At 50.8% G+C, this 10,745-nt stretch carries 10 protein-coding genes; 6 read left to right on the top strand and 4 right to left on the bottom strand.

From position 1 onward, the window contains the following. Positions 1–49: 49 nt before the first annotated feature. Together AC5DDB_RS03010 and AC5DDB_RS03005 are read left to right on the top strand one after the other, a co-directional pair. Positions 50–976, top strand: coding sequence for a glycosyltransferase family 2 protein (locus AC5DDB_RS03010; RefSeq protein WP_491738194.1), 927 nt, complete (start codon positions 50–52; stop codon positions 974–976). 247 nt (positions 977–1,223) lie between these two features. Beyond that, positions 1,224–1,643 (top strand): hypothetical protein, encoded by a 420-nt coding sequence (locus AC5DDB_RS03005; protein ID WP_491738193.1) that lies wholly within the window; start codon positions 1,224–1,226, stop codon positions 1,641–1,643. Between the two features lie 162 nt (positions 1,644–1,805). On the opposite strand, the gene AC5DDB_RS03000 is transcribed toward AC5DDB_RS03005, so the two are convergent. The 3 genes from AC5DDB_RS03000 to AC5DDB_RS02990 form a co-directional block, all read right to left on the bottom strand. Beyond that, the gene (locus AC5DDB_RS03000) at positions 1,806–4,523 is read right to left on the bottom strand and encodes a PAS domain S-box protein (RefSeq protein ID WP_491738192.1); all 2,718 of its coding nucleotides are present in this window, start codon (positions 4,521–4,523) and stop codon (positions 1,806–1,808) included. A 288-nt stretch (positions 4,524–4,811) separates the two neighbouring features. After that, entirely contained in the window at positions 4,812–5,228 is a 417-nt protein-coding gene (locus AC5DDB_RS02995; protein ID WP_491738191.1) for a hypothetical protein, read from the bottom strand. Between the two features lie 137 nt (positions 5,229–5,365). Further along, positions 5,366–6,259, bottom strand: coding sequence for a DUF1559 domain-containing protein (locus AC5DDB_RS02990; RefSeq protein WP_491738190.1), 894 nt, complete (start codon positions 6,257–6,259; stop codon positions 5,366–5,368). An 804-nt stretch (positions 6,260–7,063) separates the two neighbouring features. Between AC5DDB_RS02990 and AC5DDB_RS02985 the strand changes: the two genes are divergently transcribed. The 3 genes from AC5DDB_RS02985 to AC5DDB_RS02975 all read left to right on the top strand — a co-directional run bounded on the left by AC5DDB_RS02985 (position 7,064) and on the right by AC5DDB_RS02975 (position 8,428). Next, entirely contained in the window at positions 7,064–7,411 is a 348-nt protein-coding gene (locus AC5DDB_RS02985) for a hypothetical protein (RefSeq protein ID WP_491738189.1), read from the top strand. Positions 7,412–7,618: 207 nt separating this feature from the next. Continuing rightward, entirely contained in the window at positions 7,619–7,801 is a 183-nt protein-coding gene (locus AC5DDB_RS02980; protein ID WP_491738188.1) for an addiction module protein, read from the top strand. Between the two features lie 180 nt (positions 7,802–7,981). Further along, on the top strand, positions 7,982–8,428 hold the full coding sequence (locus AC5DDB_RS02975; protein WP_491738187.1) for a hypothetical protein: 447 nt from the start codon (positions 7,982–7,984) through the stop codon (positions 8,426–8,428). A gap of 66 nt (positions 8,429–8,494) precedes the next feature. Here AC5DDB_RS02975 and trpE read toward each other — a convergent pair whose 3' ends face one another. Further along, complete coding sequence (trpE, locus tag AC5DDB_RS02970; protein ID WP_491738186.1) at positions 8,495–9,988, bottom strand: anthranilate synthase component I; 1,494 nt, start codon at positions 9,986–9,988, stop codon at positions 8,495–8,497. 208 nt (positions 9,989–10,196) lie between these two features. Here trpE and AC5DDB_RS02965 point away from each other — a divergent pair, with 208 nt between their 5' ends. Next, a complete protein-coding gene (locus tag AC5DDB_RS02965) occupies positions 10,197–10,712 on the top strand; it encodes a UvrB/UvrC motif-containing protein (RefSeq protein ID WP_491738185.1) in 516 nt (171 codons plus the stop codon). The last annotated feature ends 33 nt before the right edge of the window (positions 10,713–10,745 follow it).

Below are 10,745 nucleotides of genomic sequence, written 5' to 3'. Positions count from 1 at the left end.
GAGATTTTGCCCGCCAACGCACGATTCGTAAGCTAAGTTTGAAAGCACCATGAACACGACCTCCGGGAATGCTCAAGGATCGTTCGCTTTGAAAATCTTTCCTTCACCCACCGACTTGCTCGAACCGGATGATCTCGCGGCAACCGAACAGCACGCACAAGACGTCAACGCATTGCTCGATGAGTTGGCCGAGCGTTATGCCCCGATCTCGCGGACCGTCATTGTGATGCCGGCATACAATGCCGCTGAGACGTTGGAACGCACTGTTCGAGATATCCCGTCGCACATCGCCGATGAATTGATTTTGGTCGACGACTGTAGTCAAGACGCGACCGTGGAAATCGCCCATGAAATGGGTTTGACGGTCGTTTCCCACGCCCAGAATCGTGGGTATGGTGGCAACCAAAAGACCTGCTACAAACTCGCTTTGGAACGTGGTGCGGACTATGTCGTGATGCTCCACCCCGACTTCCAGTATGATCCGCGTGTGATTGGTGCCGCCGTCGAATTCTTGAAACTCGACATATGCGATGTCATCTTCGGTTCGCGAATCCGTTCGCCGCGTGAAGTACTTAACGGCGGTATGCCGTTCTATAAGTACGTTGCCAATCGTGCCCTCACAACGTTCGAGAACTGGGCACTTGGGATGAATCTTGGCGATTGTCACAGTGGGTTTCGAGCCTATAGCCGGCGTGTGCTAGAGACTGTGCCATTCGAACGAAATTCGGACGACTTTGTTTTCGACAGCCAATTTCTCGTGCAATCTGCCGCTTTTGGTTTTCGTTTGGGTGACATCCCCGTACCGGTGCGGTATTTCGATGAAGCATCGAGTATCAACTTTCGACGCAGCATGCGTTACGGACTTTCGACAGTCGGTGTTGTGATGCAACGCTGGATGCATCGGCTAGGAATTTCAAAATCGGAATTATTCGTACCCAAAGAGATTGCCTCGGAAACTAGCGATTCTGCGGACTGAACTCATCTTTCAAAAATGTTCAGTTCTAGGTGAACTACGCCCGCCCTGCTTGTGTCCATACCGGACAGACACCGATTTGGCCAAATCGTCGTCCCGTTGGCTCGCGTCAAGCAATGGAAAAGGCGAGCCGTTCTCCTAGTTTTCTCAAAGACTGTCATGCGTTCTGTCGTGTTACGACATGGGATCGAAAATGTTCTCCTGTCGGCTGTAAGTACAGAACCGAACCGACAGTCCACAAGGATTCCCGATGGCATTCCTGTATGGTCTGCTGCGGGCACTGGCGACGACGCTCCGGAAGGTGGCAGCGTTGCGGCACACCCGCGCCAAAGATCGTTATGAAGATGCAGAACAAACCTTCCGTAACATTGAAGCCGACTGCAAAGCCTACGAAGTACAAGTGGGGCGAACCAACGCATTCGGTTCGCAATTGAAACTCCTCAAGGCCTATGAGACCAAGGAGTCCTTGCGAGCCCGTTGGATTCGCACCGCTCAAAAACTTGAAGCTCGCAATCGTCAAGCAGACTGGCTAAAAAGCCTTTCTGGTCGGAAGTTGCCATACACCTTCGGTCTGGTCGACATGGCGACCGTGCTATACATTCTCGACCGCTTTGGCGGACTTGAATTTCAACCCACCGAACTTTGGCAACAGTTGACAACTCTGTTCTAACAATCACGGCCCGGATAACAGGTTCGCTCGTTATCCGGGCCTCATTTTGCCTGTCCTTAAGACAGATCAGAATACGTGTTGTGTTATTCCGCCTGGATAAGATCAATGTCACTAATCACGGTTGTGACTCGTTTCTTTGGGTATCGTCTATGTGATTCAAGCCTACAAAATGCCGTCTTGAGCCATCTTCCGGTAGGTGGGCAAGGTGAAGTGAAATCTGGCACCAACCTGTTCTCCATGATCAACCCAGATGCGTCCTCCTAATGAGTTGATGATCGATCGGCATATCGACAGCCCTACCCCTAGCCCTCCCTCTTTTGTTGTGACGAAAGGTTTGAATAGATTCTCCCGTAGACTCATCTCAATACCAAGACCAGAGTCTTGGATAATAACTTCAACAAAATCGTCTTCCGAGAGCTGTGTTGCTATAGAGATCGCCCTTCGCTCGGCATCTAACACGCTGAGGGCATCAAACCCATTTGCAACGAGATTGATAACAACCTGCTCGACCTGAACCGGATCTGCGTAGACCGTCGGTAAGTCCCAGTTCAGGTTGTTCACGAGTCTGACAGATTTGTCTCGTGCAACTGGCATCATTAATTCGATGGCTCGCTCAAGAAGTTCATTGATGTCGACCTCGATTTGTTTCGGCTCGCGTCCACGAACCAAATCGCGAAGGTGAGTCACAATAGCACGCGCTCGTTTAACCTCGGTGAGACTCCGTGACATGCTATCAATCAACAAATCGACATCCGCGGTGGTCGCCATCTGCTCGAGATAATACTGTACGGTCCCCGTGTAGTTGGCAATTGCAGAGAGTGGTTGACTCAATTCGTGAGCAAGTATTCCTGCCATCTCACCTAATGTATTGACTCGATTGATATGAGCAAGTGTCGCTTCCCTCGCACGAAGTTCTCGTTCTGCGGCCTTCTGTTCAGTGACGTCCCGTGCATTGCCGACTATTCGAATGATATTGCCGCCAGGATCAAGTACGAGATAAGCACTCGCTTCCACCCACCGGATTTCACCATCGGGTCTTCGAATTCGGTAATTCGGGAAGGCTAGTCCATCCCACCCAGATTGCATGAGTTGCTCGATAGCTTCGTGCACAGACGGTAGGTCCTCGGCGAGGATTGCATCCTGCCAAGAATCAGGCGAATCATACAAACTCTGTAGTGAACGGCCCCATATTCGTTCGTATGCCGGGCTAGCATAGAGAATCGTCTGCCAATCTGGTGAGATGATACAAAAGAGATCATGAACATTTTCGGCAATTTCTTGCAGTCGTCGTTTAGCGTCTCTTAGGGACTCTTCTGTTCGTTTGCGTTCAGTGATGTCATGCGCCTGCATAACAATATAATGCAGGTCACTCTCATCGTTTTTTACAGATGTATAGACGGCAGATACCGTACGGATTGCTCCATCCGCGGTTTGATAGTCATCTTCAACTTCAATATGTCCTCCTTGCTTCTCGATACGTTCGATTCGCTCTCGAATTAGCGTGTGTGTTTCGGGGAGCTGTTTGAAGGCTGGGATGTTCCAGAAGTGCTCATTGACGTAGTCGTGCTTTTGAAATCCGCAGATTTCCAGCATGTAGTCATTAACCTCGATGACGCGCCCTTCCGGAGAGAGTATCGCCATGAACAGAAAGTGTTGTTCAAAGAACAGTCGAAACATTCGTTCGCTGCGACGAAGATTCTTAGTCGCTTCCACTTGTTCTGTGATATCGACAATCTGAACCAGATAACCGGTGATCGTTGTTGCGACGCGGAGTGGCGTCACATACATATCCAAATCGATCTGCCCAAATCGATTCTTAGGAAACGGAAGCGTCTCCTTTGACAGAAACACACTCGTTGAGATGTGAATGGGCTGCCCACTTTTGAGGATTTTAGCTTTCTCGGGAGTGAGATTAGGGTCATTCCATAAGTTGAAGTGTTGTATCTCTGCAAGGTCATCTAAACCGAACAATTTCAGAGTCTCGGAATTCACACTTACGAGGTTTCCGTCGAGATCGTATTCTTGAATCGCGATCGGAGACTGCTCGTAAATGCTGCGGAATTTCTCTTCGCTCGCACATAGCCGGTGTTCCGCTTGCTCTTGGACTGCTCTGCTATGAAAACAAACGAGGATGTGCTGAGGCTTACCGTGACTGTCGGAAAGTTTAGAGATTGTCACCGTTTCGCTGAGGTTCGTTCCGTCTTTTCGGCGAAATTGCTGCTCTCGTGTTTGGGCCTCGGAAGTGCCATCTAAAAGTTCTTGAAACGGGCAATGCGAGGTGCTCCGATTCGGAGAGACAGTAATGTCGGTGTAACATTTCGAAAGCAACTCATTGCGTTCGAATCCGAGTAAATTGCAGGCTGCATCATTGACGTGCGTGAATTCTCCGTTGAGATTCAAAACGACCTTGCCGAACCGTGAATGATGAAAGATGCTGCAGTATAGCTCGGCGGTCTCCCGTGATGGGGCTTCGGATTCGTCCGTTCGATCGCAGTCAGTAATCACACATACGACGATATTCTGGTTGCCTTCAGCAAAAGACCGACCGCTCGAGCGAATCCATCGGTACTTGCCGGATTTCGTTCGCATTCGAAATTCGGCTTCGATCGGCACATCGGCAACCGCGATATCCTCCAGATACGCCTTCATTGGCTGATGATCAGCCGGGTGCAGCAATTCCTCAAGACGTTTCGAATTTGGTGTGAATTCTGCGTCCTGGTAGCCGAGTAGCTCGTAACAGTAAGGGGACCAATAGTGCTCGTCGTGGGAGCCAATCTGCCATTCCCAGAATCCGCTAGCGGTGCATTGGAGTAGACGGGACAGTCTTGCTTGACTGACTACCGTTGCATGATTATGTGATTCGAAATCGGAATCGCGCACCGAGACCTCCTAAACAAGGCCCGCTCACTATATGACGATTGCATTGGATGATTCTGTCAATTCTAGCCGTTAGATCAGTAGACGTCGATGGGTAAAATGCCACTTATAATGCATTGCTAAAGATCGGGAACAATACTAAGGAAAGTCATGGAACTTACCCTCCCGGTGTCACTAGCGATCCTGAGGAGTGTCACGTCTTTAACAAGCGGCAAGCTCGACGTTCGCCCTGTGTATTGAGCGTTTCTGAATGATCGCTTCACACGCAACCTGGTGGCACAATCGGCAGACTTAGAGGTTCCAATTGGGAAGCTGATTTTCACCCTCTTGAACTGTCACGGTGATTTGACTGAGTTCGGGTTTCGCGTAACGACCTTTCAGTCGGTCTTGGCTTGGTCCGCGGGGATTCTCTGGCCAGATGAAAGTGACAATGTATTCGCCAATAGGAGCACCATCGCCCGTTGTGTAAGTGGTGACTTCAAAAGTTCCATCTTCCCCAGATGTGGTGAAAGGTTTGTTCCCTTTGGTCATGCCGGTGTCGGTCTGGGGATGGAAAACAATCACGACGCCAGCGGCTGGCTTTCCATCCACACTTACTGAACCGGAAACTGGGAAGACGTCGGCTTCTTGATACGATGGTCTTGAGTTGCAACCGGAAAACATAAACCCGATGGCAATGAGGATCGTGTATGTCCTAGATGCAGGCATGGCAGGTGTTCTCGGAGCTTTGAAAATAGAAGTACGCGACGCGCAGAGATGGCACCGATGTCAGTCGCGGCGTGGGAATCCCGTGTCGCCACGAGTCGGTTCTTATTGAGAACAGGTCGGCTTCTGTCGGCGATGGTCTAATTGGGTAGGACGGTTCCGTCGGCAGGGTCGATCATTCGATAGACGACAGTCACCGCCATCGTCTCGGAAAGAAACTGCATTGAACCGTCGCCCAGGAGCACGTTGGCACCGCCCGGATGGAAGGAGTAAATACCTTCGATGTTCGAACAATTCATTGCGCAAGGCCCGCGATTTGTGTGACCATCGTGAGACCACCCGACGTAGAACACACGCTGCGGCGAGGCCCATGAACCCCATTCCGCGGCCCAAGTGTATCCGCTAGGCCAAGCTCCAACGCGTTTGCCGGAGGCATAGAAATCCGGGCGTCCGCTGAGTTCTGATACACAGATCGTATTGGTCAAGCCATCGGTCACATCGCGGGGCCGTCCGTTCGCATCATGCAACATGCCATTTGCTGTCGTCGGCGTCATTTGGACGGGATCATGGTAGCCGGCAATTGCCATGTAGTCACTAGCACGACTCTTCGTATTGCCACTAATGTTATCGAGCAAGCTGCCACCATTTGGGCTCGATGGGCATACTAGAGTCGATACAGAGGTTTGGGCAATCGATTCGTTGAGCGGGTCATACCAATTCACATTGAAATTGTAATTGTCATGAATAGCTGACTGTTCGATGAACGGCATCAACAGAATGTTCCATCCGTGTGTCACACGGCTCGATCCACTCCCCCAACGCACGCGGCTTGGCGGAAAGCGTTTGTGGACTTCGAGATAGTTATGGAGTGCGATTCCGATTTGCTTCAGATTGTTGCCGCAGGACATTCGCCTGGCCGATTCCCTGGCGGCTTGAACGGCTGGTAGAAGCAATGCAATCAGGATGGCGATGATTGCAATGACAACAAGTAGCTCAATGAGTGTAAAACCCCGGCGACTGCGATCTCTAGTCATGATTACTGCTTGGCTCGTGTCAGGAGGACTGGCACTATGCAGTAGATGCGTCGATTAACACATGAGACGCGTCAAGGTAGGTGCCAGCGTGATTTGGTAGGAAGCACAAAAACAACCCCAAATGACTTTGGCTTGCATGAGCTGGCTAGAAGCTGTGGGGATCGGAGCAACAATGTTGCGGTAGGTTTGTCAAACTTTTCGACTTCCTTACGATATCAGGAAGCGGATGATTTGCAAGTGTGAAACGTAGACTCATTCTCAATTCCGAAGAAACGGACGAGAAGTTGTGAGTTCGCGAAAAAGGCCTGCAACCAACCTTCGAAGACGACTATTGGTCAGTGTAACGACTAAGAAGTTTCTCCGGTTGTAAGTACCGACACATCTTTGAGTTGGTCAACGTGGCCAACATTCGAATTGGTTTCGATCGTCTTCTCTATTACCGCCTTGAAATTTAATCCGACGAACCTAGTCCACGACAAACAGCCCGGATTTAGAATCACTGTGCGGGCGACGATCCCCTAGTCATTCGGGTTTCTATTCGCCAAGTCTTGTCTCACGGAGTTAGCGGTTACCCACGTTTCGTCTATAAGTGTCGCCGTTCGGCTGTAATTCTGAGACATTTTGTTGACACGTTTTGCGGACTTGCGTACGTTGTCTGTCGATTGGGGTGAACATTTTTGCTTTTGCTTCGGCCTCACAAATGACTGACGACGAAATTAATCAGATCGAACAGGCATTCAACGTTCAACTGCCACTGGTTATCGGCAACTTTTGAAGTCGCCGCCCAGCCTTCTTGTTGCGCTGATGGAAGCCTATGCGAAAGAGCAAAGTGATTTTGAAGTTCCGATTTATCTAAACGCAGACGTGATTATCGATCAAAATGAGGAAGTTCATGATCCGGAATCAGGTTTCGTGGCCGGCCGAAACGATGAGACTTGGGATGATGCACTACTAATTGTTGGCGGTGACTGTGGTGGGAACTTCTACTGCATCAAACCCGAATCAGGGGCATCGGTCGTCTACGAATGGGACCATTCCGGAGTATGTGATCTTGAAGTTTATAGTGAGTCGATTCCCCAGTACGTTGAACGCTGGTTCAAAGAACTCGGAGAACTAGCTGCAATGGATTGTATTGGAGACGATGCAGACTAGGGCAAGTGTTTGGAGTAGCCTAACCTACGGTTTGTCGAGCATGACTGATATGACTTAGCGGTGGCTGATTCTGCCAGTGTTAGTTAGATCCGAAAAGCGTTTTGGCACGTACTCGGCGCAAGCGAGATTGACCAGTCTTTTCTATTCGTCTGATCCGTTTCTTGGTAGAATTCTTGTGTCAGTTCATTCTCGGAGAGTAGCCGCATTATGCCACCAATCTTGGAAAGCCTCGGCATCGACCGAATGAGCGTTCACGATCGAATTGCCTTGGCGAACGCGACATGGGAGAGCGTCGCGAGTGAATTCCATCCGCCTCTATCGGCAGAGACTCGGAAGCAAGTAGTCGATCGGCAAGTGGCTCACCCTACTGGTCCTGGTCCGTGGGAATAAATTTTGAAAGAATTGCTACATCAGTTTGAACAATGAGTCTTGCAAAATGCCAGTTGGCCGACGCATCAAAATATTGGGGGAAACGCTAATTTTGGAATTACATATCGTTTTTTGATTTGGGCAGCGAAGGCTGACTAGAGCCCATGCTTGCACGACTTACACCGCATAGAAAGGCGTATTATGTCGAACGGATACCCGTTTTACATGGTTTGGTCTGGCGCATTGAATTTCGGTGACACACCGGGCGTGTTTACAAACGCACAATTCGTAGGACTTCTCGTTCAAATACCGGTAACACTTACATTCATCCCAGATGATGACTCGCCAATACGATTTTTGCTACGAACAACTGATGTAGAAATATTCAATGATAAGAAGCATCCCGTGTATTGGGATTGGACGCCCGGAAATCCGCTACCAACTGCTGTTGGTATTATCGATGACACCGATTTGATTCCCGGTCATCCGGAGTATCATCAATTGTCGGTGCCTCATGCAGATGCACCATTAGGACCGCACTCAATCACGATTCTTGTTAACCCCGAGGTTTCGGCTGGTCTTAAGGATGATTTTGTTCTCGAAAGGATTGAAGCACATAACACAATTGGTGCAAAAATCGGGTGGTAATGACCATTCCAAATAAACGCGTAAAGTTGACTGCTTTGTCCGCGTCAATGATGCCAACATATGCGATTACAACTGTGCCTCTGCGACTTCGATGGCTTTGAGTAGGCCGCGGGCTTTGTTGCAGATTTCCTGGTATTCCGCTTCGGGGTCGCTGTCGGCGACGATGCCGCCGCCGGCTTGGAGGTAGACGGTCTGGCCTTGCATGACCATGGTGCGTAACGCGATGCAAGTATCCATGTCGCCCGTGAAGTCGAGATAGCCCACGGCTCCGCCATAGGGGCCGCGACGGGTGGTTTCGAACTCGTCGATGATCTCCATCGCTCGCACCTTCGGGGCTCCCGACACTGTCCCCGCCGGCAAACCTGCGCGGAGTGCGTCGAGGGCCGTCAAACCGGGTTTGAGTTGGCCGGTGACGTTGGAAGTGATGTGCATCACGTGGCTGTAACGTTCGACGACCATCACGTCGGAAAGTTTGACCGAACCGTATTCCGCAATTCGGCCGACATCGTTGCGAGCCAAGTCGATCAGCATCACATGCTCGGCGCGTTCTTTCGGGTCGGCGAGGAGTTCCTCCGCGAGGGCACGGTCCTCAGCTTCGGTCGCGCCGCGACGGCGAGTTCCAGCCAGCGGGCGGATTGTGGTTTCGCCGTCTTCCACACGCACCATGATTTCCGGTGACGAACCGATCAGCGTACACGCCGGCGTTCGCAGCAGAAACATAAATGGGCTGGGGTTCACGACTCGTAGCGAGCGATAAATATCAATTGGCCGGGCTTGGGTCTGCAACTCCCAACGCTCGCTAGGCACAACCTGGAACACATCCCCTGCCCGAATGTATTCTTTGATTCCTTCGACCGTTTCCTGGTAACCGTTCGGCGGTCGATTCGATTTGAGTTCTTTCGAGGGCGTTTCAGCTTTCGGATCGATATCGGTGAGTTGCAGGTCCGTTACGCCTCGTTGGAGTTGCCGACAGATCTCGTCGACGCGATCACAGGCGGAATCGTACGTGTCCTGCAAATTGTCCTTATCCTCTGTGTTGGCGGTAACGATCACCAACACAGTTTTGCGGACGTGGTCGAACACGACCATCCGATCGTAAAATGCGAACGAGAGATCCGGTAGATGACGGTCATCTTCGGGAGCGTTCGGCAAATGCTCGGTGTAGCGGACGGAATCGTAGCCAGCGTATCCGACTGCTCCACCCGTAAAGCGTGGCAAACCCGGCACGTGTACGCCTGGATATTTTTGGAGAAGTTTTTCGAGTTCGTCGAGGGGATCGTCGCTGTCGAACGTTTCCGAGGTGTCATTCTGCGTGATAGTGACACGTTTGCCGAAGGCTTCGATTTGCAAAAACGGATCCGCTCCGAGAAAACTGTATCTCCCGATTTTCTCGCCGCCGACCACGCTTTCGAACAAAAACGATCCTGCCCCCCACTGCAATTTGCAGTAAGCCAGCACCGGTGTCAGGGTATCCGAAACCAATTGCCGATAGACCGGCACCATTCGGGCGTCTTGGGCAAGTTGCTGAAATTCGGTAAAATTCGGAGTGTGGGGGATCATGAGGTCTCGGAAAACTAGCTAGAAAAACGAGTGTCAACGCTCGAAAATGATCGGAAAAAGGGATCGAGTTCGAAGAAACTTCCTATGGAGTACAAATTCCATCTCAAAGCAGCGTTTATGGTTACGTCATTAATGTCTGTAACGGCGGTGCTTGACAGTCGGGTGGCGAGGGTTAGAATGGTGCAGCCCATCGCCCAGAAAGCCAATTATGAAAAAATGCAGCCGTTGTTCCAAGCCGTCGACGCTACATATTACAGAGATTCAACAGGGAGTCGCCCAGGAACTCCATCTCTGTGAGAATTGTGCGAAACAATACTTGGCCGCACCGGAACCGATGACTTCCGAGTCGGACGAGTTCGCGGAGAAATTGTCGGAATCGGTCTCGGAGGAAGAATCCGAGTCCTACGGTCAGCTGGTTTGCCCGAACTGCGAAATCACTTTCAAAGAGTTTCGCAGCCAAGGCCGGTTGGGTTGCCCGCACGATTATAATGCATTCGCCAAGGAGTTGACTCCGTTGTTGGAGAATATCCACGGTGAAACGCAACACGTCGGTAAATGCCCGAAACGTGCTCCGGAGGCGAGTCAAAAACAGTATGAGTTGATTAAACTTCGCGGTCGATTGCGGGCAGCGATCGACGCCGAAGACTACGAAACCGCCGCTCAAATTCGAGACGAAATCCGAGAATTGGAGAGCGACGGCGAACATCGTGATAGCGATGATTGATCGGCATTAAACCAGAGATGTTGGCAGAAGCGT

This window comes from Thalassoroseus sp. (assembly GCF_984380535.1).
Note: the sequence above shows the minus strand (reverse complement) of the source record. Positions and strands in the feature narration are given on the sequence as shown.

Coding starts and splice junctions, on each gene's coding strand:
- AC5DDB_RS02965 (WP_491738185.1), top strand. CDS start 10,197: ATGAAAAAATGCAGCCGTTGTTCCAAGCCGTCGACGCTACATATTACA.
- AC5DDB_RS03010 (WP_491738194.1), top strand. CDS start 50: ATGAACACGACCTCCGGGAATGCTCAAGGATCGTTCGCTTTGAAAATC.
- AC5DDB_RS02980 (WP_491738188.1), top strand. CDS start 7,619: ATGCCACCAATCTTGGAAAGCCTCGGCATCGACCGAATGAGCGTTCAC.
- AC5DDB_RS02995 (WP_491738191.1), bottom strand. CDS start 5,228: ATGCCTGCATCTAGGACATACACGATCCTCATTGCCATCGGGTTTATG.
- AC5DDB_RS02990 (WP_491738190.1), bottom strand. CDS start 6,259: ATGACTAGAGATCGCAGTCGCCGGGGTTTTACACTCATTGAGCTACTT.
- AC5DDB_RS02985 (WP_491738189.1), top strand. CDS start 7,064: ATGGAAGCCTATGCGAAAGAGCAAAGTGATTTTGAAGTTCCGATTTAT.
- AC5DDB_RS03005 (WP_491738193.1), top strand. CDS start 1,224: ATGGCATTCCTGTATGGTCTGCTGCGGGCACTGGCGACGACGCTCCGG.
- AC5DDB_RS02975 (WP_491738187.1), top strand. CDS start 7,982: ATGTCGAACGGATACCCGTTTTACATGGTTTGGTCTGGCGCATTGAAT.
- trpE (WP_491738186.1), bottom strand. CDS start 9,988: ATGATCCCCCACACTCCGAATTTTACCGAATTTCAGCAACTTGCCCAA.